Origin of the sequence: Kitasatospora sp. GP82, assembly GCF_029892105.1 — a bacterium.
GTDB lineage: Bacteria > Actinomycetota > Actinomycetes > Streptomycetales > Streptomycetaceae > Kitasatospora.
On sequence record NZ_JARZAJ010000002.1, the window covers coordinates 151,760 to 174,215 of the forward strand.

The 22,456-nt window shown below is 69.6% G+C and carries 23 protein-coding genes; 3 read left to right on the forward strand and 20 right to left on the reverse strand.

From position 1 onward, the window contains the following. Nucleotides 1–100: 100 nt before the first annotated feature. From P3T39_RS02380 to P3T39_RS02425, 10 genes are all read right to left on the reverse strand, one after another. Nucleotides 101–715, reverse strand: coding sequence for an FMN reductase (locus P3T39_RS02380; RefSeq protein ID WP_280695565.1), 615 nt, complete (start codon nt 713–715; stop codon nt 101–103). Further along, a complete protein-coding gene (locus tag P3T39_RS02385; RefSeq protein WP_280695733.1) occupies nt 712–1,800 on the reverse strand; it encodes an LLM class flavin-dependent oxidoreductase in 1,089 nt (362 codons plus the stop codon). The genes P3T39_RS02380 and P3T39_RS02385 overlap by 4 nt, the downstream gene beginning before the upstream one ends. Before the next feature lie 221 nt (nt 1,801–2,021). Beyond that, nucleotides 2,022–3,206, reverse strand: coding sequence for a chorismate synthase (gene aroC / locus P3T39_RS02390; protein ID WP_280695734.1), 1,185 nt, complete (start codon nt 3,204–3,206; stop codon nt 2,022–2,024). A 2-nt stretch (nt 3,207–3,208) separates the two neighbouring features. After that, complete coding sequence (locus P3T39_RS02395; RefSeq protein ID WP_280695566.1) at nt 3,209–4,405, reverse strand: 3-hydroxybenzoate 6-monooxygenase; 1,197 nt, start codon at nt 4,403–4,405, stop codon at nt 3,209–3,211. A 116-nt stretch (nt 4,406–4,521) separates the two neighbouring features. Continuing rightward, nucleotides 4,522–5,775, reverse strand: a complete 1,254-nt coding sequence (gene aroA, locus P3T39_RS02400) for a 3-phosphoshikimate 1-carboxyvinyltransferase (RefSeq protein ID WP_280695568.1) — start codon at nt 5,773–5,775, stop codon at nt 4,522–4,524. An 11-nt stretch (nt 5,776–5,786) separates the two neighbouring features. Continuing rightward, complete coding sequence (locus P3T39_RS02405) at nt 5,787–6,080, reverse strand: transaldolase family protein (RefSeq protein ID WP_280695569.1); 294 nt, start codon at nt 6,078–6,080, stop codon at nt 5,787–5,789. Beyond that, nucleotides 6,080–6,847: an SDR family oxidoreductase gene (locus tag P3T39_RS02410; RefSeq protein WP_280695571.1), complete on the reverse strand. Its 768-nt coding sequence runs from the start codon at nt 6,845–6,847 to the stop codon at nt 6,080–6,082. Before P3T39_RS02410 ends, P3T39_RS02405 begins: the two co-directional genes overlap by 1 nt. Nucleotides 6,848–7,017: 170 nt before the next feature. Next, on the reverse strand, nt 7,018–7,506 hold the full coding sequence (locus P3T39_RS02415) for an AtaL-like protein (RefSeq protein WP_280695572.1): 489 nt from the start codon (nt 7,504–7,506) through the stop codon (nt 7,018–7,020). A 193-nt stretch (nt 7,507–7,699) separates the two neighbouring features. Further along, the gene (wrbA, locus tag P3T39_RS02420; protein ID WP_280695573.1) at nt 7,700–8,314 is read right to left on the reverse strand and encodes an NAD(P)H:quinone oxidoreductase; all 615 of its coding nucleotides are present in this window, start codon (nt 8,312–8,314) and stop codon (nt 7,700–7,702) included. A gap of 175 nt (nt 8,315–8,489) precedes the next feature. Further along, nucleotides 8,490–9,929: a multicopper oxidase domain-containing protein gene (locus P3T39_RS02425; RefSeq protein ID WP_348534298.1), complete on the reverse strand. Its 1,440-nt coding sequence runs from the start codon at nt 9,927–9,929 to the stop codon at nt 8,490–8,492. A 393-nt stretch (nt 9,930–10,322) separates the two neighbouring features. On the opposite strand from P3T39_RS02425, the gene P3T39_RS02430 reads away from it, so the two are divergent. After that, the gene (locus P3T39_RS02430; protein ID WP_280695575.1) at nt 10,323–11,198 is read left to right on the forward strand and encodes a shikimate dehydrogenase; all 876 of its coding nucleotides are present in this window, start codon (nt 10,323–10,325) and stop codon (nt 11,196–11,198) included. An 18-nt stretch (nt 11,199–11,216) separates the two neighbouring features. Here the strand turns inward: P3T39_RS02430 and P3T39_RS02435 are convergent, their stop codons facing one another. Then, a complete protein-coding gene (locus P3T39_RS02435) occupies nt 11,217–12,347 on the reverse strand; it encodes a transposase (protein WP_280695576.1) in 1,131 nt (376 codons plus the stop codon). Between the two features lie 398 nt (nt 12,348–12,745). Between P3T39_RS02435 and P3T39_RS02440 the strand changes: the two genes are divergently transcribed. Beyond that, nucleotides 12,746–13,507, forward strand: a complete 762-nt coding sequence (locus P3T39_RS02440) for a ScbR family autoregulator-binding transcription factor (RefSeq protein ID WP_280695577.1) — start codon at nt 12,746–12,748, stop codon at nt 13,505–13,507. Between the two features lie 62 nt (nt 13,508–13,569). Here P3T39_RS02440 and P3T39_RS02445 read toward each other — a convergent pair whose 3' ends face one another. Next, on the reverse strand, nt 13,570–14,244 hold the full coding sequence (locus P3T39_RS02445) for a ScbR family autoregulator-binding transcription factor (RefSeq protein ID WP_280695578.1): 675 nt from the start codon (nt 14,242–14,244) through the stop codon (nt 13,570–13,572). A gap of 172 nt (nt 14,245–14,416) precedes the next feature. Here P3T39_RS02445 and P3T39_RS02450 point away from each other — a divergent pair, with 172 nt between their 5' ends. Next, complete coding sequence (locus P3T39_RS02450) at nt 14,417–15,376, forward strand: ScbA/BarX family gamma-butyrolactone biosynthesis protein (RefSeq protein WP_280695580.1); 960 nt, start codon at nt 14,417–14,419, stop codon at nt 15,374–15,376. Between the two features lie 199 nt (nt 15,377–15,575). Here the strand turns inward: P3T39_RS02450 and P3T39_RS02455 are convergent, their stop codons facing one another. The 8 genes from P3T39_RS02455 to P3T39_RS02490 form a co-directional block, all read right to left on the reverse strand. Then, nucleotides 15,576–16,349 (reverse strand): glucose 1-dehydrogenase, encoded by a 774-nt coding sequence (locus P3T39_RS02455; protein ID WP_280695581.1) that lies wholly within the window; start codon nt 16,347–16,349, stop codon nt 15,576–15,578. Between the two features lie 51 nt (nt 16,350–16,400). Then, nucleotides 16,401–17,120, reverse strand: a complete 720-nt coding sequence (locus tag P3T39_RS02460) for an HAD family hydrolase (RefSeq protein ID WP_280695582.1) — start codon at nt 17,118–17,120, stop codon at nt 16,401–16,403. Between the two features lie 157 nt (nt 17,121–17,277). Beyond that, nucleotides 17,278–17,409 (reverse strand): type II 3-dehydroquinate dehydratase, encoded by a 132-nt coding sequence (locus P3T39_RS02465; RefSeq protein WP_280695583.1) that lies wholly within the window; start codon nt 17,407–17,409, stop codon nt 17,278–17,280. Next, the gene (locus P3T39_RS02470) at nt 17,406–18,032 is read right to left on the reverse strand and encodes a shikimate kinase (RefSeq protein ID WP_280695584.1); all 627 of its coding nucleotides are present in this window, start codon (nt 18,030–18,032) and stop codon (nt 17,406–17,408) included. The genes P3T39_RS02465 and P3T39_RS02470 overlap by 4 nt, the downstream gene beginning before the upstream one ends. 68 nt (nt 18,033–18,100) lie before the next feature. Continuing rightward, nucleotides 18,101–18,436, reverse strand: a complete 336-nt coding sequence (locus P3T39_RS02475; protein ID WP_280695585.1) for a hypothetical protein — start codon at nt 18,434–18,436, stop codon at nt 18,101–18,103. Between the two features lie 192 nt (nt 18,437–18,628). Next, nucleotides 18,629–20,569 (reverse strand): anthranilate synthase family protein, encoded by a 1,941-nt coding sequence (locus tag P3T39_RS02480; RefSeq protein ID WP_280695586.1) that lies wholly within the window; start codon nt 20,567–20,569, stop codon nt 18,629–18,631. 75 nt (nt 20,570–20,644) lie between these two features. Then, nucleotides 20,645–21,280, reverse strand: coding sequence for an isochorismatase family protein (locus P3T39_RS02485; RefSeq protein ID WP_280695587.1), 636 nt, complete (start codon nt 21,278–21,280; stop codon nt 20,645–20,647). Between the two features lie 350 nt (nt 21,281–21,630). Further along, nucleotides 21,631–22,404: a 2,3-dihydro-2,3-dihydroxybenzoate dehydrogenase gene (locus P3T39_RS02490; RefSeq protein WP_280695588.1), complete on the reverse strand. Its 774-nt coding sequence runs from the start codon at nt 22,402–22,404 to the stop codon at nt 21,631–21,633. Between the last annotated feature and the right edge of the window lie 52 nt (nt 22,405–22,456).

Here is a 22,456-nt window from a genome sequence, read left to right on the forward strand (position 1 = left end):
GGAGGTCGCGAGGTGCAACTGGCCCACCGGGCCCGACTTCACGCAGTCACCTTCCGATCTCGCGCAGTTCCCCGCGCCCCTGCGAACCACTCCCTCGCCACTAGGACGGGTCGATGCCGAGGTTGGCCAGTTGCTGGGCGAAGGGGACGACTGCATCGGGGGAGAACTCGGGCGCGGTGGGGGTGGCCTGTGGGCGGCTGCGGACGGCCTCGGCCAGCTCCCGGCCGGCGCGGGCGATCCGGGGTGCCAGCTCCTCGTGGCCGTCGCCCCAGTCCTCCGAGGCCGCGTACACGGCGGTGGGCAGGACGGTGGCACGCAGGTAGGCGAAGAGCGGGCGCAGCGCGTGGTCGAGCACCATCGAGTGGCGGGCGGTGCCGCCGGTCGCGGCGATCAGCACCGGCTTGCCGGTGAGCGCGGTGTTGTCGATCACGTCGAAGAAGGACTTGAACAGGCCGCTGTAGGAGGCGGTGAAGACCGGCGTCACCGCGATCAGACCGTCGGCCTCGACGACGGCCTCGAGCACCTTGGCCAGGGCGGGTGAGGGGAAGCCGGTCACCAGGTTGTTGGCGACGTCGGCGGCCAGTTCGCGCAGCTCGACGTTGAGCACCTCGGCGGGCAGTTCGCGGGTGGCCGCCTCCGCCAGCCGGTCCGCCAGCAGCCGGGTGGAGGAGGGCTGGCTGAGCCCGGCCGAGACCACGACCAGCTTGCGGGTCACTTCTCCTCCTCGGCATTCCGCTTGGCGAGGCGCTCGGCGTGGGTCGGACCGGCCGGGACCTCCGCCGGGCGGCCACTGGCGAACTCCTTGCGCAGCACCGGAAGGACGTGCTCACCGAGCAGGTCCAGCTGCTCCAGCGCGGTCTTCAGCGGCAGACCGCCGTTGTCGACCAGGAAGAGCTGGCGCTGGTAGTGGCCGAAGTGCTCGCGGAAGGCCAGGGTCTTCTCGATCATCTCCTCCGGGCTGCCGACCGTGAGCGGGGTCTGCGCCTGGTAGTCCTCCAGCGACGGACCGCCGCCGTAGACCGGGGAGTTGTCGAAGTACGGCCGGAACTCGCGGATCGCGTCCTGCGAGCGCCTGCGGATGAAGAACTGGCCGCCGAGGCCGACGTACGCCTGCTCGGCGGTGCCGTGGCCGTAGTGGGCGTACCGGGCGCGGTACAGCTCCACCAGCCGGACGAAGTGCTCCTTGGGGAAGAAGATGTGGTTGGCGAAGAAGCCGTCGCCGTAGAAGGCGGCCTGCTCGGCGATCTCCGGGCTGCGGACAGAGCCGTGCCAGACGAACGGCGCCACGCCGTCGAGCGGACGCGGAGTGGAGGTGAAGCCCTGGAGCGGGGTGCGGAAGCGGCCCTTCCAGTCGACCACGTCCTGGCGCCAGAGCTGGTGCAGCAGCGCGTAGTTCTCGATGGCGAGCGGGATGCCCTGGCGGATGTCCTGGCCGAACCAGGGGTAGACCGGTCCCGTGTTGCCGCGGCCGAGCATCAGGTCCACCCGGCCGTCCGCCAGGTGCTGGAGCATGGCGAAGTCCTCGGCGATCTTCACCGGGTCGTTGGTGGTGATCAGCGTCGTCGAGGTGGAGAGGATGAGCCGCTCGGTGCGCGCCGCGATGTTGGCCAGCAGCGTGGTCGGCGAGGAGGGGACGTACGGCGGGTTGTGGTGCTCACCCGTCGCGAAGACGTCGAGGCCGATCTCCTCCGCCTTCTGGGCGAGGGCGACCATGCCCTTGATCCGCTCGTGCTCCGTCTGCCGCCGTCCCGTGGTGGGGTCGGGGAAGACGTCGCCGATGCTGAAGATCCCGAACTGCATTGTGTTCACTCATCTCCGTCGCAGGTGGAAGACATCCTGTTGGGGTCGGGAGTCCGGGCGAAAAGCGCAGCGGAGACTTCGTCAGATCGGACGCCCGGCAAGGACTTTGGCCGGCGCCCGGCCCGGCACGGAAGGGGGGTCCGTGTCGGGCCGGGCCGTCCGGGGAGTGGCCTGCCGCCGGCGAGGGGGGATCGGCAGACCGGTGGTTCTCGTGGGGCGGTTCAGCGGATGACGAGGGCGTCGAGGTAGCCCTCCAGGTTGCGGCGGGTCTCGGTGACCGAGTCACCGCCGAACTTCTCCAGCACCGCGTCGGCGAGCACCAGGGCGACCATGGCTTCGGCCACGATTCCGGCGGCTGGGACGGCGCAGACGTCCGAACGCTGGTGGTGCGCCTGGGCGACCTCACCGGTCCTGACGTCCAGGGTGGCCAGGGCCCTGGGGACGGTCGCGATCGGCTTCATCGCGGCCCGCACCCGCAGCGGGTCTCCGGTGGAGAGTCCGCCCTCGGTTCCGCCGGCCCGGCCCGACCGGCGGCGGATGCCCTCGGAGGTGGGTTCGATCTCGTCGTGCGCCAAGGAGCCCGGCACCCGGGCGAGTTCGAAGCCGTCGCCGACCTCGACACCCTTGATGGCCTGGATGCCCATCAGCGCGGCGGCGAGCCTGGCGTCCAGGCGGCGGTCCCAGTGGACGTGCGAGCCGAGGCCCGGCGGAAGGCCGTAGGCGAGGACCTCGACCACACCACCGAGGGTGTCGCCGTCCTTGTGCGCCTGGTCGATCCCGGCGACCATCGCGGCGGAGGCGGCCTCGTCCAGGCAGCGCACCGGGTCGGCGTCGAGGCGCTCGACGTCGGCGGGTTTCGGCAGCAGCCCGGCCGGGGCCTTGGCGGTGGCCAGTTCGACCACATGCGAGACGATCTCGATTCCGGCCGCCTCCAGCAGGAAGGACCGTGCGACGGCCCCGAGCGCGACCCGGGCGGCGGTCTCCCGCGCCGAGGCCCGCTCCAGCACCGGGCGGGCGTCGTCGAAGCCGTACTTCTGCATCCCGGCCAGGTCGGCGTGGCCGGGCCTGGGCCGGGTGAGTGCGGCGTTGCGGCCGAGACCGGCCAGGATCTCCTCCCCGACCGGGTCGGCCGACATCACCTGCTCCCACTTGGGCCACTCGGTGTTGCCGACCATCACCGCGACGGGGCTGCCGAGCGTCAGTCCGTGCCGGACGCCGCCGAGGAAGGTGACCTCGTCCTGCTCGAACTTCATCCGGGCACCGCGGCCGTACCCGAGCCGGCGCCGGGCGAGGGCGTCGGCCACGGCCGCGGTGGTGATCGGGACCCCGGCGGGCAGGCCCTCCAGGGTGGCCACCAGCGCGGGGCCGTGCGACTCCCCCGCCGTCAGCCAGCGCAGGTTGCCCACGGTCACCGGCCCTCGCCTTCGAGGGGCAGGCCCGCCTTGGCCCCGTGCAGCCACTCGACCTTGTCGTACAGCTCGTCGGCGGTGAAGGCGGAGAGCATGGCGTTGCGCTCCTTCGCCCCCTCGCCGATCGGGTGGTAGAGCTGCCTGCCCATCTCACGGGCCGTCAGCTGGGTGGCGGCGGTGCGCTCGCGGCGCTCGCTGTTGAACTTCTCGAAGCGCTGCTCGAAGTCCTCCGGCTCGGCGCCGATCAGGTCGCCGAGCCAGACCGCGTCCTCCAGGGCCTGGCAGGCGCCCTGGGCGGCGTACTGGAGCATCGGGTGCGCGGCGTCGCCGACCAGGACGACCTTGCCGTCGGTCCACTTCTCGACCGGGTCGCGGTCGCAGAGCACCCAGGACTTCCAGTCCTCGCCCAGCTCCAGGAGCTGGCGGGGGATCTCGCCGAGGTCGGGGAACTCGTTCAGCACGAAGTCCTTCTCGACCGGCTTGCCGACCACGGCCTCCGTCGCGGCGTCGTCCCGGGTGGCGGCGAGGTTGAAGTACTTGCCGCTGCCGATCGGGTAGTGGACGAAGTGCCACTTCGGGCCCGCCCAGAGGGTGACGGTGTTCCAGCGCAGCTCCTCGGGCACCTTCTCCATCGGGATCACCGAGCGGTAGATGGTGTGTCCGGAGGCCTTGGGGTAGCCGTCGCCGACGAGCTGCTTGCGGACGTAGGAGTTGATGCCGTCGGCGCCGATCAGGGCGTCGCCGTGCACGCTGTCGCCGGAGGCCAGGTGGGCGGTGACCCCGAAGGCGTCCTGGGAGTAGTGGGTCAGCTTGGCGTCGGTGCGCAGCTCGACGCCGGACGCGGCGCGGCAGGCGTTCAGCAGCGGCTCGTAGATGTCGATCCGGTGGACCACCGCGTACGGGTTGCCGAAGCGGGTGCGGTACTCGCCGGTGAGCGGCATGGAGGCGACCTTCTCGCTGGTCGTCCCGTCCATGAAGCGGAGCTCGTCGATGAAGACGGCGCGCTCGCGGACCTCGTCACCGACACCGAGCCGGTCGAGGGCGTGGAAGGCGTTCGGGCCCAGCTGGATACCCGCACCGATCTCGGTGAAGGTGTCGCGGGCCTCCAGCACCACCACCTGGTGGCCGCGGCGGGAGATGCTGAGCGCGGTCGCCAGCCCGCCGATACCGCCGCCGGCAATGACTATCTTCGCCATCCTGGCTCGTGTTCCTCTCGTGTGGTCATCGTCTGGGTCGTGCGCCGAGATCGGGCACGTGGTCGGCCATGCAGCGCCTTGGGTTCGCCCTTGCTCCGAGGGGTTCTGAGAGCTCGCTAGCGGGCCTGCTCCCCGAAGAGGCGTTGGAGTTCCTGGTGGAAGCCGGGGAAGGTCTTCCCCACGCAGTGCGGGTCGTCGAGCGTGATGCCGGGGGCCCTGAGCCCGAGCACCGAGAAGGCCATCGCGATGCGGTGGTCGCGGTGGCAGGCGATGGTGGCCGGCCCGGGGGCGCCCGGGTGGACGGTGATGCGGTCCGGGCCCTCCTCGACCTGGATGCCGAGGGCGCGCAGGTTCTGCGCGACGGCGGCGATCCGGTCGGACTCCTTGAGGCGGGCGTGGCCGATGCTGTGGATGGTGATCGGCGCGTCGGCGAGAGGGGCGATCGCCGCCATGGTCATGAACGTGTCAGAGATGTCCCCCATGTCGACCGAGAAGCCCCCGCGCAGCTGCCCGGTGCCGGTGACGGTGGTGGAGTCCTCGCCGATCTCGACCCGGGCGCCCGCCTTGGCCAGGACGTCGACGAAGCGCAGGTCGCCCTGGAGGCTGGTGCGGCCCAGGTGAGGCACCGTCACCTGCTCGCCGGTGACCGCCGCGGCGGCGAAGACGTACGAGGCGGTGGAGGCGTCGGGTTCGATCCGCAGCTCGGTCGCGGTGTACCCGCCGGTATCGACCCGCAGGGTCAGGTCACCGTCCGGCTGCTGCTCCGCCGTCACCCCGGCGCCGAAGCGCCGCATCAGGGCGATGGTCATCTCGATGTACGGGCGGGAGACCAGGCCGGAGACGGTGACGCTCAGCGGCTCCCGCATCAGGGGTGCGGAGAGCAGCAGACCGGTCAGGTACTGGCTGCTGGCGGAGGAGTCCAGCCGCAGTTCGCCACCGCGCAGCCCTCGCGCGGCGATCCGCAGCGGCAGTCCGCCGCCCTGGGCCGCCTCGACCTCGGCGCCGAGTTCGGCCAGGGCCCGGGTGAGCGGGCCCAGCGGGCGGGCCGTCAGCTGGGCGGATCCCTCGAAGAGGAACTCGCCCTCGCCGGTGGCCGCGAGGACCGGCAGGAAGCGCGCGGCGGTGCCCGCGTCGTTGCACCAGATCCGGGCCGGGCCGGCAGGGCCGTGGCCGCAGCCCTGGACCTCCCAGTGGGCGCCGTCCACGGTGACGTCCAGGCCGAGGTCGGTGAGCGCGGTGCGGAAGGCGACGGTGTCGTCGCTCTCCAGCGGGTCGAGCAGTCGGGTACGGCCGGTGGCCGCCGCGGCGAGCAGCAGAACCCGGTTGGTGATGCTCTTGGACCCGGGGATCCTGGCGGTCTTGCCTGGCACGGTCCTACCTGTCACAGCTTGGCTCCGGTCGTCGCTGGCTCCGGCGTGATGTCATGGGTGGTCAGCTCTCGGGCGGCCTCCTCGGCGCTTGCGCCGCGAAGTGCCAGGTCCTGCAACTGCTCGGCGTACGCCCCGGTGTCGGTGGCCAGGGCCTGCGCGAAGATGGTCGGGTTCGAGGTCACCCCGACCACATGGCGCTCGCGGATCAGCCGCTCAAGCCCTCCGCCGGCCAGCCGTTCCCGGCTGATGTCGTCGAGCCAGACCGACACGCCTTCGCGGGACAGTCTGCGCGGGATGTCACCCATCAGAAGGTGACCGCGACGTCGAGCACCATGTCGTGCCCGACCACGAAGGCGGCCTCGTCACTGGCCAGCCAGAGGATGGTGGAGGCGACCTCGTCGGTCTTGGCGACCCGGTCGGTCGGCAGCTCGGCACCGGCCCAGGCACTCCGGCCGGCCGGTACGGTCTGCTGGGCCAGGGAACGCTCCAGCTCGGGGTCGACCGAGCCGGGGCTGATCGCGTTGATCCGGATGCCGTCGGCGATGTACTCCTGGGCGGCGGCGCTGGTCAGGGTGGAGAGCGCGGCGGTGGAGGCGGCGAAGGCGCCGAAGCCGGTGTTGCGGGCGTGCAGGCCGACATTGGCCGCGCTGTTGATGATGACGCCGCCGCCGTTGTCCTTCATGTAGGAGATCTCGTGCTTCATCAGCTGCCAGACGGCCGTGAGGTTGGCTGAGAGCAGGTCGCCCCAGGCGGCCTCGCAGACCTCCGCCAGTGGGCTCGGATTGCCCTTGGCGCCGGTGTTGTTGAAGGCGATGTCCAGCCCGCCGTGACGCTCGACGGTGGTCCGCACCACCTTCATCACGTCCATGCTGTGGGTGACGTCGGCCGGGATGGCATCGACGACGCCACCCTCCTTCTCGATCAGCTCGACGGTCTCCATCAGCTCGAACGGCTCCCGCCCGGCCACCATCACCGTGGCACCCTCACGGGCGAAGGCCAGCGCGGTGGCCCGGCCGATGCCGGTGCCGCCTCCGGTGACCAGGGCGACCTTGCCGGCGAATCGTGCGGTCATCAGGTTCCTCCTGTGGTGGGGCTGGGGCTGTGCGCCCGGAGCGAGTCGTAGGGCGCGCCGGTGTCGAAAGCGACGAGCGAGCGCAGCGAGTGCCGGGGCGAGGAGTGTCGGCACCGGGTCAGAAGCGCCCGGAGACGAGCGCCACCAGCGCCGGGAGACGAGCGCAGACGTCAGGCCGCTACGGGCTGGCCGGCGAGCTCACCCACGGTGGTCCGGATCTCATCGACGACCGCCCGCAGCGCATCGGTGAAATAGGCGTCGGCAGCCTCCAGGAACCGGCTCTCCCGGATCACCTTCTCGATGCCTTCCGGGGCAAGGTTCACGGAAATGGTCAGCGTCGGTCCGCCGTGGTCGTCCCGGCCGACCTGGTTGACAATGGATTCGACTTCCAGGTCACCAGGCTGGTGGTAGACGATCGACTTGCCGGGGTCGATCTCGACCCGCTGGAACACCCACTTGCCGTCCCGGATGATCTCCCGGTTGAAACCGCCGGGAAAGCGCTCCAGGACCGTGCACTCGGTGATCGCGGGAACGTAGGGCACCGGGTTCTCGGCCTTGCGAAGGAGCTGCTCCCAGAGCTGGAACGCGGTGATCCGGGCCGCGTCCTGAGCGCTCCCGGAATTCACCGGTACGTCCCAGGAGATCACCATCGCCGACATCGCACTCCCCCTGTCGAATCAGCCGGAATCCTTTTCAGGTAAAACTGTGCGGCAGTCGCATGGAATGCGGCAACAGGTCGTCGGCGACTTCGTCAGCTGTTGTCGGAAAGCGCCGAAAAGCAGCACAGGGGATCCCGGCGCACCGGAATCCCCTGTCTGCTGCGAATACCGCGAGTACCGCGATCGCGGTGGATCAGGCGGCCTGCAGGCCGACCTTCAGCGCCGTGGCGATCTCGACCGCGCGCCGGGCCTGGAACTCGACCGCGCCGAGGTTCTCCTCGCCGGGACGGTTGGTGTTGTTCGAGACGTGGCTGGCACCGTACGGGTTGCCGTTGCTCTCCGCGAACTGGATCGGGTCCGCCCAACCGGGGGCCACGATGATCGCACCCCAGTGGTAGAAGGTGTTGTTGAGGGCGAGCAGGGTGCTCTCCTGGCCACCGTGGACCTGGCTGGTGGAGACGAAGGACGAGGCCACCTTGTTCACCAGCTTGCCCTGGAACCACAGGCCGCCGGCGGTGTCGATGAACTGCTTGAGCTGGGCGGCCGGCAGACCGAATCGGGTCGGGGTGCCGAACAGGATGACGTCGGCCCACTCCAGGTCGGCGAGGGTGGCCTCCTCGACGTCGGCGGTGGCGGCGGCGTGCTCGGCCCAGGCCTGGTTGGCGGCGATGGCACCCTCGGGCGCGAGCTCGCGGACCTTGCGCAGCCGAACCTCGGCACCCGCCTTCTCGGCGGCCTCCGCAGCCGCCACGGCCAGGGTGTGGGTGTGCCCGGTGGACGAGTAGTAGATGACGGCGACGTTGGTCACGTCCGCACTCCATTTCGGGTGTATCCGGTGGCCGGATGCAGAGAAGTCCTGGGCTCGACTCTCGCCCGGGCCGGCAGGGCCCGGCAAACCTGCGCCGTTGACTTCATCACCTTGCGGCGCAGTGGAGTTGGGGCATGCAGGAGGCCCTGGCGCGGTCGGCGGCTTCGGGGGCCGCTCAGCCCATCTGCATATTGCCCATCATCCCCATCGCCCCGTGGTCGAAGAGGTGGCAGTGGTAGGGGTAGGTGCCCTCGTAACTGTCGAAGGTGATCAGCAGCTTGACGCTCTCGCCGGGGAAGAGCCGGACGGTGTCCTTGAGCCCGCCCTCGTCCGGTGTCGGCGCCTTGCCGTTGCGCTCCAGCACCCGGAACTGCACCTGGTGCAGATGGAAGTTGTGCGGCGCGTACTGGTTGGCGTTGGTGACCGTCCAGAGCTCGGTGGTGCCCCAGTCGATCCGGGTGTCGATCCGGTTGGCGTCGTACGTCTTGTCGTTGATGTAGGCGGCGGCGCCCTGACGGCCGTCCTCATCCATCCGCAGCACGAAGGTGCGGTTGACGGTGGCGGTCTGCGGGGGCGCCAGCTCGCCGAGGGAGTCGGGCACCGAGCTGCGGTCGACGGCGGTCCTCGTCACGTCGAAGCGCATCACCTGGCCGGTCTCCGGCGTTCCCGGCATCCCCGGGTTGGTCAGCACCAGCTGGGTGCCGAGCGGGTAGCCCGAGAAGTCGATCACCACCTCGGCCCGCTCGCCCGGGGAGAGCATGAGGTTGGCCGTGGTGTACGGCTTCTCCAGCAGGCCGCCGTCCGAACCGATCTGGATGAAGGAGGTGTTGTCGGAGAGCTTCAGTGAGAAGATCCGCGAGTTGCTGGCGTTGAGGATCCGGAAGCGGTACTTGCGCGCCGCCACCTGGAAGTACGGCCATGGGCGTCCGTTGACCAGGATGGTGTTGCGCTGGGTGTGGTCGTCCAGCTCGTAGACCAGCTTGCCGGTGGCGTCGAACCGGCCGTCCCGCAGGATGAGCGGGACGTCGTACTCTGCGGAGGGCAGCGGGAGCGAGCGCTCCAGGTCGTCGCTGAGCAGGTACAGCGAGGTCAGGCCCCGGTAGACGTTCTCCGACTCCATGTGGTGGGCGTGGTCGTGGATCCAGAGCGTCGCGTTGTCCTGGTCGTTCGGGTAGGTGTAGTTCTTCGCACCGCCGGGATCAATCAGGTTCATCGGCGAACCGTCGCTGTCCTGCGGGACGTTGCCGCCGTGCAGGTGGACCGAGACCGAGGAGTCGAGGTTGTTGATCTGCTTGATCACCGCGCGCCGCTGGAATCTGGCCTTGATGGTCGGTCCGGGGAAGCTGCCGTTGTAGGTGTACACCTCGGTCTTCGTACCGGGGACGATCTCGGTGTACGCCTTCTGCATCGTCACCGTGTAGTAGTCCGTGGTGGCGGAGGTCGAGGTCGGGCTGAGCACCGGCGGGATGGTCAGCGGAACGCCGAACTGGGGGATCACCGCGGGCGGCGCGGCGCCGGTGGCGGTCGGCATGGCGGTGGTGCCGGTGGTGTCGGCCGCCGCGTGCGGCAGGTACGGCACCAGCAGGCCCGCACCGCCGACCAACCCGGTGGTCACACCGGCCTTCAGGGCACTTCTCCGTGACAGCATCGCTTCCCCGTTCGTACTGCTTCAGCCAGGACCGGCTGGATCCAGCCGATCCGGCGGAAACGATGCAGAACTTGTGAAGATGCGATCAACCGTCTATGGCTGATGGTGTCAGATCCGTGAAACGCCATGACAATTCCTGGACAAACGGACTGGTGGCACAGCCGGACGGTCGGAGTCCGGACAGCCACCGGTCTGGCGAAGTGCAGTGCCGGATATGTCAGGTCTCGAATGAAGCTGACTCTGTGTAAAGACATTCCCGTGGAGGGCCTTCCGGCTGCCTAAGCTGTGGCGTACCAGGGGGAAAGGCGGGCCGAACCCAGTCCGGCCCCGTCCCCCCTCTGCGGAAGGAGTTCCACCGACATGCGTGCAGATCACAAACCCGTGGTGGACCACACGAGGCCGTCCCGCCGGACGGCCGCCCGCGCGGCGGTGCTCGGCTCCTCGATCGGCCAGTCCCTCTCGCCCACCCTGCACCGGGCCGCCTATGCGGCCATGGGTCTCGACTGGGACTTCGAAGCGATCGAGTGCGACGAGAGCACACTGCACGGAATGCTCGACGCCAGGAACAGCAGCTGGGCCGGCCTCGCCCTCGCCATGCCGCTCAAGCGCGCCGCGCTGCCCTGGATCGACGAGGTCACCGACCTCGCCCTGGACGTGGGCGGGGTGAACACCGTCGCCTTCCGCAAGGGCAGGACCTTCGGGGACAACACCGACGCCCACGGGATCGCCCTGGCACTGCGCGAGGCCGGGGTGGACACACCCTCCTCGGCGCTGGTGCTGGGCGGCGGCGCCACCGCCTCCTCGGCACTGGCAGCACTGCGCGAACTCGGCATCAGGGAACCCGGCGTGGTGGTCCGCGAACACCGACGGGCAACCGAGGCACAGGCCGCGGCGGGCCGACTGGGGATGGCCGTGGACGTCCACACCTTCGACCGACTCGACGAACTGCTGCACAGCGCCGGCCTGGTGATCTCGACCCTGCCCGCCGGAGCGGCGGACCAGTACGCGGCCGCGATCATGCACTCGCGGGCTGCGGTCCTGGACGTGGTGCCCTCGGCCTGGCCGACCAGACTCGCCAAGGCCGCCGGTTTCGCCGGCAGCACGGTGGTGGACGGCCTGTCGATGCTGGTCCACCAGGCCGCACGCCAGGTGGCGTTGATCACCGGCCACAGCGATGTCCCGGTGGCCGCGATGCGCGAGGCCGGACAGACCGAACTGGCCCGGCGAGCAGGCTGACCCTGCCCGCCAGGTCAGTCAGGCGGAGAGCTCCTGCGACTTGTCGAAGCCCTGTCGCCGGGCCGAGGAGAGCACCGAGATCGCGTGCGCCACCGAGCAGAGGGTCGCATGGCGGTGCCAGCCCGCGTAGCTGCGCCCCTCGAAGTCACGCATGCCGACCTTGGCGCTGACCTCCGAGAAGTCCTTGGCCACCCGGCGGGTGAGCCTGCCCAGCCGCAGCAGCGCCACCGGCGGGACCTCCACCATGTTGGACAGCCACAGCTCCGGCGGCTGCCCCTTGGATCCCGACCAGCCGCCGACCAGGGTCAGCGCTCGCTCCGGCATGCCGGGTGAACCCGGGCGGCGGATCGAGGGCATGGTTACCCGGGTCCCGCTGACCAGGATCGAGCGGGTGATCGAGTAGTCCGGGTCGACCCAGCCCACCGGCCGGGAGAACCGCTTCGCCCACTCGATCAACTGCTGGGCCTGGAAGAGCCGTTCGCCGCGCCCGGGCAGGCTGAGGTCGAACCCGACCAGCCTGGTGGAGCCGCCGACCCGCATCACAAAGGGAACGCCCCGGCGGGTGAACTCCTCGACCAGCGCCGTGGCATCCAGCTCTCGGGCGTCCAGAACGGCCGGACGACGCCGCAGGCCCCAGTCCCCACCGGCCAGTTCCACCACGGTGTTCACGGCGCACAGCTCGGGGCTGGCCGCGGCGACCTCGTCGGGTATCTTCGCGCGCTTGCGGCGCTCCTCGTTGTCCAGCCACCCCGGCGGCAGGAACAGGCCCCAGTTCACCGGGGCGCTCATGTCCTCGTTGGCGAGCCAGACTCCGTACGCCTGCTGACTGTTGACGACCCGCCCGAGCTCGGTGCGGAAGGACTCCTCGACACCGACGGAGTGCGCACCCGCCTTCGGGACGGCCATCGAACTCAGCACCCATGCCTGGGGCAGCAGTACGCGGTCCAGGTGGCGGGCCAGCGTGTGCCTGACCTTGTCCCAGTCCCACGAGGAGTCGCTGATGAAGTGGTGCAGACTCTGCTCCGCGGCACCGTACCCGGCCACCGAGGCGAGCGCTCGCATGGACTTGCGCCCCGGCACCGAGAGCAGGCCGGAGATGTACCACTCCCCACGGGCTCGCTGGTCACGGCGCTTCAGCGAGGCAAGCATCCGACGTGAGAAATCCGTGACGAAGTCGTCCGCCACATCTCCCCAGATCCGATCCGGAACATCCTTCTCAGCTCGTTCCACAGCCCCCGTCCCCTCTTCTGCGGTTGCAATCACTCGCACCTCCGGCCTTGGCGCCGGGAGGCCGAACGTGTGGTGCTAGCAGGAGCACCATACCGAACCGACTGGTTGGTTTTGAATACTCCGTCAGAAGATTTACGGAGACCTGATGGAAGTGGACTCGAGGGGTGGATACCGCACAGTTGGTTTGTTAAAGTGCTGTACACGTACATCCGCCCCGACCGGACGGCCGTTCGCCGGGCAGCAGAGTGACGGGTACACGGCGACCAGGTCGGCTCCACGATGGTCACAGCCGGACCGCCCACCAAGAGGGAGAGGCCATGCGCCAGGAACGGGCCGAACGCACCCGACAGTTACTGGTCGAAGCCGCCGCTGCCTCCTTCGACACCGCCGGCTACACCATGACCGGGCTCGGGGACGTCACCAAGCTCTCGGGCATGTCCAAGGGCGCCCTGTACTTCCACTTCGGCTCCAAGGAACAGCTCGCCGAAGCCGTGCTGGCGGCCTCCCGCGAAGGGCTGCGCGAGATCGTCGGCGAGGCCCGCCGCTCCGGCGACTCGACCGTCCAGTACCTGATCGACCTGTGCCACGCACTGGCCCGCCGGGTCGACGAGGACGTGGTCTTCCGAGCGGGCCTCAGGCTGACCGGCGACCCCGGCCTCGACCGGGCGATCTGCCCGTCACCGCAGGGCAGTTGGGTGAAGATGGTGCGGCTGCTGCTGAACCGGGCGGCCGGCCGGCACCAGGTGCGGGTGGATGTCCCGGTGGAGGTGACGGCGACCTTGCTGGCCGCCGCCATGACGGGCGTCGAGGTGCTGGCCCGGCAGGACAGGCAGTGGCTCGGCCGCGAGGTGGTCACCAGGCTCTGGCAGGCCGTACTCCCGACCCTGGTACCGCCGGAGGAGCTCCGCCGGCTGCACCCCGCCGGACCGAAGACCGAGCCGGAGGCCATCCCGACGGACGCCCCGGACGCCCCGGGTGCCGAACCGGAATCGCTGTTTCCGGGGCTGCCCGCCAAGGGCCGCCGCTACGAGCCGACGGCCCTGTTCCTCGAACCGGACGGCGCCGGCCCTTCCTTCTGAGGGGCCGGATGAAAGACCGGGGGCGCGGCACACCTGTGCCGCGCCCCCGTCACATCACCCGCCTACTGCGGCTCGTCGCCGGCCTCGCCGCTCTCCTCGGCGGCGGCCTCGGCGAGCGCCAGGGCGCGTCCGCCCCGGCCCGGCGCCGTGTCGATCCGGGCCAGGGCGGACGGCACCCCCACACTCGGGAGGATGTGCTGCCACAGGGCGGAGATGCGCTGCTCCAGGTCGGCCAGTCCCGACGTGACCTGGGAGAAGGCCTGCAGTCCGGTGAAGGAGCCGACAATCAGCTCCGCCGTCTCCTTGGAGTTGACGTGGGGCAGCGCCTCGCCGCGCTCCTTGGCCTGGTCGAGCAGTCCCTCGCAGAGACCGGCCCACGCCAGGAAGGGGCTGCTGTCCGAGAAGTCGACCGACCCGCGCTCCAGAGCGAGCCTGGATCCCGCGCGCAGCATCGCATCCGCCGGAAGCGCATGCGCCACAGCCATGGTGACATCCACCAACTCCTGTAGCTTGGACGTGCCTTCGGCAATGTCCAGATGGAGGGTCTGCTCGCGGAGCACTCCTCGGGCCAGGTCCTCCTTGGAAGGGAAGTGGAAGTACAGCGCTCCCTTGGTCACCTGTACCCGAGCAAGGATGTCCTTGATCGACGCGGCGTCGTAGCCGCGCTCGTCGAAGACCTCAGCCGCCCCCTGCAAGATGATCTGACGCGTGCGGATCGCGCGTTCCTGCTGTGCCATCGGGGCTCTCCTGTCTTACCACCGCAACGTTCAGTCGGTCGCCGGAAACTTGAGGGCGAAACGACTCTACAAATAAACCGGCTGACCTGTATTGTGCTTCTGGGGTCAGCCGGACCCCTCTCCATACTCTTCGTGGTCCTCGGGGGGGAACATGATCGAGTCTCCACCTGCCATGGCAGCACCTGGGTGCGCACTGTTCGGCCCACCACCCTTCACCCCCGGCCTTGGCCGGCTGTCCACGACAATGGCCCATTTCAGCACCACCGTTCCCAAGGAACTCGTCCACCGCGCCGCCGTCGCCGAGGTCCTGCTGACGCGTTGGCTCCGACTCGACGACACCCACTTCAGCGCCTCGGCCCAGTGGCCAAGAGGGCACAGTTTCTTCACATCTCCTGACGGACTTCACCATGACCCCGTCCTCACCGCAGAAACCATCCGACAGGTCGGTACCTTACTTGCTCATGCCGAGTTCGGTGTGCCGATGGGCAACTACTTCGTGTTGGAGTCTCTGCACTTCAGCGTCGATCTTCCCGGACTCGAGCTCCGCAACAGCCCGGCGGACCTGGAGCTGGCGGTCTCCTGCCACGACATCCGGCGCAGCGGGAGCCAGGTCAGCGGTATCCGCTACGTCGTGGAGTTCTTCCGCGACGGCATCCGGGTGGCGACGGGCGGGGTGCGCGCCAGCTTCCTCAAGCCGACCGTGTACCACCGGATACGCGGCGGCCGGCTGCCCGGCCAGCCGACCACGGCGGCGCTCCCCGAGCCGGTCGATCCCTCGCTGGTCGGCCGGCGGGACGAGGCCGACGTCGTCCTCGCGCCCACCGAGGAGCCACGGCGCTGGCTGGTGCGGGCGGACACCCGGCACCCGATACTCTTCGACCATCCCTGCGACCACGTCCCCGGGATGGTGCTGCTGGAGGCCGCGCGTCAGGCAGCGCTGATCATGGCACCGGGCGCCACGACCCTCACCGCAGCACAGAGCTCCTACTCCCGCTACGTGGAGTTCGACGCACCGTGCTCGATAGAGGCCCGGGAGGAGCACACCGCCGATCCGACCAGCCGACAGTTCCTGATCAGGGCGGAGCAGAACGGCAGGACCGTCTTCACCACCACGCTCTCGACTCCCGCCTAGGCGATCGGTCCGCACGACCGACGGGGGTGGGAGAGGCGCTGGAACAGCGAAGAGGTGTGGGGCCGGTTGCCGGCCCCACACCTCTTCGCCACATTCCGGGACGGCCGGCCGCTGCCGTCACGCGCCGCCCCCGTCGGCTGATCACCGAGCGCGGATCACCGTTTCACCGTGCGGATCGACGGACCGATCACCTGGCCGGTCACTGGGCGGTGAAGCCTCCGTCGACCGGTACCACGGCGCCCGTGACGAAGGAGGCGCGGTCGCTGCACAACCAGGCCGCGGCCTCGGCCACTTCCTCGGGTTCCGCGGTCCTGGGCTGCGGGGTGAGCTGGTGCAGCATCTCCTCCACCCCCGGGTTGCTCGCGAACCAGTCGACGACCATCTCGCTCCTGGTCGTCCCGGGCGCCAGCGCGTTGACCCTGATGCCCTGCCTCCCGTACTCGGCCGCAGCAGCCCGGCTGAGACCGATCACCGCGTGCTTGGAAGCGACGTACGGGGCGCTGACCGGCGTCGCGACCATGCCGCCGACGCTGCTGGTGTTGACGATGGCGCCGCCGTTGCCGGCCTCCAGCATCACGGTTATCTCCTGCTGGAGGCAGTTCCAGACCCCCCTCACATTGGTGTCCATGATGGTGTCGTAGAGCTTTTCGTCGATCAGGTGCATCGGGGTCTGCGGCACCCCGAAGCCCGCGTTGTTGAACGCGACATCCAGTCGGCCGAAACGCTCCACGGCGGTGCGGACCGCCCGCGCCACCTGGTCGGCCCGGGCCACATCGGCGGCCACGTACTCGGCGGGATGCCCCTGTTCTCTCAACTCCTCGACTATCGCTTGGAGTCGGGACTCCCGGCGCGCCACAAGCACGACCGATGCCCCCTCACGGGCGAACACCTTTGCGGCGGCCGCCCCGATACCGCTGCTCGCGCCCGTGATGAGCGCGACCTTGCCGGACAAGAGACCTGTCTGCTGTGTCATGGCGGAATTCTTGCAAAATGATCACTTCGGTGCCGGACAGTCCCGGCTTTCTCATCCGACGGCGGCCGTGGCCAGCAACGGCCAGAGCTCGCCCTCGGCGGCCGCCTCGTCCAGCGTGCGGATCACGGCCTCGTCGATCTCGTCGAGCGAGTCGGCGATGTGGCGGACACCGGCCTCGTGCATCAGTTGCCGCTGGTGGCCGTGCTCGAAGGCCGAGGGATGGCCGATGAACGGGACACCCAGCTCCCTGGCGTGCTCGGCGACCCTGGCCACGTCGTCGATGAAGAGCACCTCGTCGTAGCCGAGGCCGAAGACCTCGGTGGTGATCTCCTTGACGCCGGGGCGGAAGTCGTTGGTGCAGACGTAGCCCGGCTGGTCGAAGAGGCCGACGTGCTCGCCGAGGTAGCGGTCGAAGTGGGGCTGCTCGAGACCGCCGTAGCAGACGGTGCGCAGACCGAGCGCGCGCAGTCGCTCGACCAGTCGGAGGGCGCCGTCCAGCACCCGGATCGGGTGCCGCTCCAGGTACTGGGCCCGCTCCCGGAAGTAGACCTCCAGGGTCTTGTCCACCGGCCAGTCCACCCCCGCGGCCTCGGCGATCACCACGGCGGCGTCGGCCTGCCGCTGGGAGAAGATCCGGCGTTCCACCTCGGCCGAGTAACTGCCACCACGGCTGGTGATGAAGTGGTGGATCACCGGGCTGAAGGTGTCGTTCAGCAGCACGCCGTCGATGTTCACGGCGGCGGCCTTGAGCCGTCTCAGTTGTCCTGCCATGTCCTGCCCCCTCTGGTCCGGGCCCATCGTAGAGGGGAGGGAGCAGTCAAGATCAACTGGTGGTGTACGAGCCGCTTTCCGCTGCCGCCGGCGTCCGCGGCCTCGTGGATCCGGCCGATCAACTCGCCTTCGCTGTCCGTCTGTCGGGCCTCTGCCGTCAGGCCGAGCTCGCAGCGGTCCGGTGGCAGAGCGCCACCAGATCCTGGTAGGTCCGCGAGCCGTACACCGAGGGCTCACGGGCGCCGAGCCGGGAGAGGTTCGGTCCGTTGAGGACGTACACCGTGGTCATCGGACGGTCTCCTGGTAGGCGGTGAGCTGCGATGCGGGCTGCGGCGGGAGCGGTGGTGTGAGCGGTGGTGTGAACTCGGCCGCGTACCGGGCCGCGTAGGCTGCGTCGACGGCGGCGGCACGGGCCGTGAGCAGGACCGCGATCCGCCCGGCCACCGCGCGGGACGGGCCGTTGGCCGCCACGGAGTAGGTGGCCAGCCTGCGGTAGATCGGCGTCCGGACGGCGATCACCGTCCGCAGTCGTCCGCGCGGGTCGTCCGCCAGCAGCGGGCGGGTCTCGGCTGCGCCGATCCTGGCCGCCAACTGTTCGGCCTTCACGGCGAGATGGACCACGGTGTGTCCGCGCAGCAGTCGCTGGGTGGACTCCTCCAGCACCGCACCACCGCCCAGCGCGAGCACACCCCGGTGCTCGCTGAGCGCCCGGCGGACGGCCTCGCGCTCGCGCACCCGGAAGTGGGCCTCGCCCTCCTCCTCCAGGATCTCGTGGATGCGCCGACCCGAGGCCAGCTCGATATCCCTGTCGGTGTCCCTGAAACCCACCCCGAGATGGTTGGCGAGCAGCCGCCCGACGGTGGTCTTGCCGGAACCGGGTGCGCCGATCAGGACGGCCGCCGGCTTGTTCATCTGAACTCCCAGGAAGACAGGAAGGTAACCGCTCCGACGGCGACTCGGGCCATCGGTTCCGACTCGACTCAGGCGCTTTCGAGGGCCAGCCCGAGCCCGGCGAGCGCGGTGAGCCCGTGCACGCCCTCGGCGGTCGCCTCGACATCGAAGGAGAAGCGCCGGCTGGGCGGGTAGCCGATCAACTCGGCGGCGCGGGGCGGGATCTGCTGCGCGGCGGCCTCGGCCGACTCCCAGAGGAAGATCGCACCCCAGCGCTCGTTCTCGCGGTCGGAGATCCAGGTCTTGAGCACCAGTCCGGGGAAGCCGGTGAAGCGCTCCACGGCTTCCTCGCGGAGAAAGACCCGGAGGTCGTCGATGCTCCGGTCGGATTCGGCCAGATCCCACCAGACGACTACGGCACGCATGGTTCTCCTCAGGAGGATTGCAGGGCAGGGATGTTGCGAGGGCCGGCCGCCTTCCTCCGCCGAGGGGACCATGCACCGTCCAGGGGTTGGCGGGCAGTGCATGGCCACCGTCTGCGGAGAGGTCACCCGGCAAGATCGGCCGGTCAGGGCCCAGGAGGGAGGCCAGGCCTAGCCCAGGAGGGAGATCAGCGCCTAGCCCAGGAGGGAGGTCAGGGCCTCGCTGATGATGCTCAGGCCGTCCTGACTGAGCACCGACTCCGGGTGGAACTGCACCGAGCGGAAGCCGGGGCCGCGCAGGGCGTGGACCTGTCCGGTCGCCGGGTCGCGGCTCACCTCGACCTCCGCCTCCAGACCCGGGAGGGAGACCGCGACGCGGTCCGCCTCGCTGCGCCCGGCGAAGGTGTTGTAGAAGCCCACGAGTTCGGTCCGGCCGAACAGGTCGATCTTCTTCGCCACGCCCTGGTTCGGCAGCTCCCTGCGGACCAGGTCGAAGCCGAGGGCCCGGCACAGCACCTGGTGGCTCAGACAGACCGACAGGAACGGCAGTTCGCCGCCCAGGAGTTGCTCGGTCGCCCGACGCAGGTGGGCGATCTTCGGGTGGTCCGCCTCCTGCGGGTCGCCCGGCCCCGGGCCCAGGATCACCAGGTCGTACCCGTCGAAGCTGTACTCCTCGTCGAACCGCCGCACGGTGACGGAGAGTCCGAGCGAGCGCAGCTGGTGGTCCCACATCGCGGTGAAGGTGTCCTCGGCGTCCACCACCAGCACCTTCTTGCCCTCCAGCGCCGGGACCGGACGGTGGCGCTGCTCGGGCGTCTCCAGCCAGAACGGCGCGAGCGCGATGTTGCGCTGCTGCAACGCGGCCAGCACGTCGGGGTGCTGGGCCAGGCTCGCACCGGTCGCCGTGCCGCCGAGGCCCGACGCGAGTGCACCCTGTGCGCCGAAGGCGGCGAGCAGCCCGGCGGCCTTGGCGGCCGTCTCGGCCACCTCGGACTCCGGCTTGGAGTCCCGGACCAGGGTGGCGCCGACGCCGATCTGCAGCCGCCCGGAGGCGTCGATGTCCGCCGTCCGGATCAGGATCGAGGAGTCGAGGGTGCGGCCGCCCTCGGCGTCGCGCCCGATCAGGGCCACCACGCCGCTGTAGTAGCCGCGTCCGGCCGGCTCGTAGCGGCTGATCACCTTGGCCGCGCTCTCCAGCGGGCTGCCGGTGACGGTGGGCGCGAACATCGTCTCGCGCAGGATGTCCCGGACGTCGCGGGTGGTGCGGCCCTCGATGAAGTACTCGGTGTGGGCGAGCCGGGCCATCTCCATCAGGTGCGGGCCCGTCACCCGGCCGCCGGACTCGCTGATCCGGGCCATCATCTTGAGCTCTTCGTCCACCACCATGTAGAGCTCGTTGGCCTCCTTGGGGTCGGCCAGGAAGGAGAGCACCCCGGTGAGCGTCGGGCCGGTCTCGGGATAGCGGTAGGTACCGCTGATCGGGTTCATCACCGCGACCCCGCCGGAGAGGCTGACGTGCCGCTCGGGTGTGGCTCCGACGAAGGTCCGGCCGCCGGTGTGGATGACGAAGGTCCAGTACGCGCCGCGCTCCCGCTCCAGCAGCCGGCGGAAGAAGGTGAGTGCGGAGGCCGTGGAGTACCCGGAGATGTCGGCCACGAATGCGCGCCGGATCACGAAGTTGGCGCCCTCGCCCTGGCCGATCTCCTTGGCGAGGATCTCCTTGACGATCCCGGCGTACGCCTCGTCGTCCACGTCGAAGCGGCCGTCCACCAGCTCGATCGGCAGATCGGGCAGGCGGCCTACGGTCTCGTCGACCGACAGCGCGCCCTGCTCCGTGACGGTCAGGGTGATCAGCCCGGAACCGTCCTCGGCGGCCGCGAAACCGCGCTCGGCGATCTGCCGGTACGGGATCAGCGCCAGCACCTCGTGCTCGGCCCGGCCGGTCGCCGCCCGGCTTTCGGCCAGCGGGATGTCCGCCAGCTTCTCGACCTGGGACACCTCACCGATCAGTACGTCGATCTCGTCCGCCGCACCCGTCTCCGGACGGTGCAGCAGGGCGAACGCCGGCGGCTGCTCGACGAGGATCCGTTCCAGCAACGCGTGGCTCTCCGGGCTCCCGGCCCCCGTGTACGTCATGGTGTTCCTTCCGTTGTCAGGGTGCGGTCGATGGTTCACGAGGTTTCACTGACGGACAGTCAGAGATGATTCTGATCAGCCGAGTTCGTCGAGCACCGTCTTGGCGGTGACCACCATCGCGCAGCGCTCCGCCGCGTACGTCAGGGCCAGTCGGTGGTAGTCCAAGGTGAAGTCGGCGATGGCGTCGCCGACCAGGAAGGGCTGGATGTCGAGGGTGAAGGCGTCGCAGGTGCTCATCAGCACGCCGACGTGCGCGTACACGCCGCAGACGATCAGCTGGTCGCGGCCCTGCTCCCGCATGAACTGCTGGAGTTCGGTCTTGTGGAACGCGCTGTAGCGCCACTTGGTCAGCAGCAGGTCGCCCTCGACCGGCTGGATCGGGTCGACCACCTGCTTGTGCTCCGGGTCGATGGTCATCCCCGGGCCCCAGAAGTCGTTGAGCAGGCCGCGCTGCTCCGGCGTCATCCCGCCCGGCTGTGCGGTGTACGCCACCGGGACGCCGAGTGCGGCACACCGCTCGCGCAGCAGGGTGACGTTGTGGACCAGATCGGTCACCGGTGACTCACCGGCCGGGAAGGGCTTCAGGAAGTACTTCTGCATGTCGTGGATCAGCAGGACCGCGCGCTTGGGGTCCACCGTCCACTGGGCGATGTTCTCCGGCAGGTCGCCCTGCCCTGGCATCGGATAGGCCGTGATGGCGGGGATTCCCATGGAGATGTCCTCTCGACTCGAAGGTGTTGCCGGGCGGGGCTTTTCAGGGGCGCGAGCGTTGGCTTTCAGGGGCGCGGGGAACTGCGCGAAATCGGAAGGTGACGTCGTTCAGCCGGGCCCGGTGGGCCAGTTGCACCCCGGGACCTGCCGGTGGATGGTGCAACTGGCTCGACGGATGTCACTGCGGCGCGGATGCCTTCCGACTCGCGCAGTTCCCCGCGCCCCTACCGGTTCACCGGTGCCCCTGAAGGTTCCACCGTTGCCCGTGAAGCGTCGCCGGCGTCCTGGAGGTTCACCGGTGCCCGTGAGGGTCTGCCTGTGCCGTGAGGTCGCCCTTGGTCTGGGGATCCTCAGTGGCCGAGCGCCGCGCCGCCGTCGACGGTGAGTTCGTGCATGGTGATGTGTGCGGCCATGTCGGAGAGCAGGAACAGCACCGCGTCCGCGATGTGCTCCGGCTTGGCGATCCGGCCGAGCGGGATACCGACCCGGTAGGCCGAGGCCACGCCCTCGATGGAGGCCCTGGCCGCGCTGCTGTCCTCCCACAGGGAGCTCAGCATCGGAGTGTCGGTCGACCCGGGCGCCACCACGTTGGCACGGATGCCGAACTTGGAGACCTCAAGACCGAGAGTCTTGGTGAACATGGTCGCCGCGGCCTTGGAGGCCGAGTACGCCGACATGTCCATCCGGGCCGTGCCGGCCGCGTTCGACGCCACGGTGACGATGGCGCCGCGCCGGCCCTGGGCCACCATCCGGTTGACCACCGCACGGGAGGTGAAGAAGACCCCGGTGGTGTTGACCGCGAAGGTGGTGGTCCAGTCGTCGTCGGTCAGTTCCCTGGCCTGGCCGAGCCGCAGCACGCCGGCACCGTTGACGAGGTAGTCGATCCCGCCGAGATGCTCCTCGACCTCGGCGACCACGCGCTCGACGGCGCCGCTGCTGGTCACATCGACGGGGAAGGCCTCGGCCCGTCCACCCTCGTTGCGCAGCTCCTTGGCGAGTTCCTCCAGGCGTTCGCGGTTGCGATCGACCAGAGCCACCGTGACATCACGCCCGATCAGGGCTCGCGCCACGGCCTCACCGATACCACCAGCCGCACCGGTGACCAGTGCGACCTTGTTTTCCATCCCATGGACATTCATAGCGACCTCACCGATCGAAGATGATCGACCATTGCCG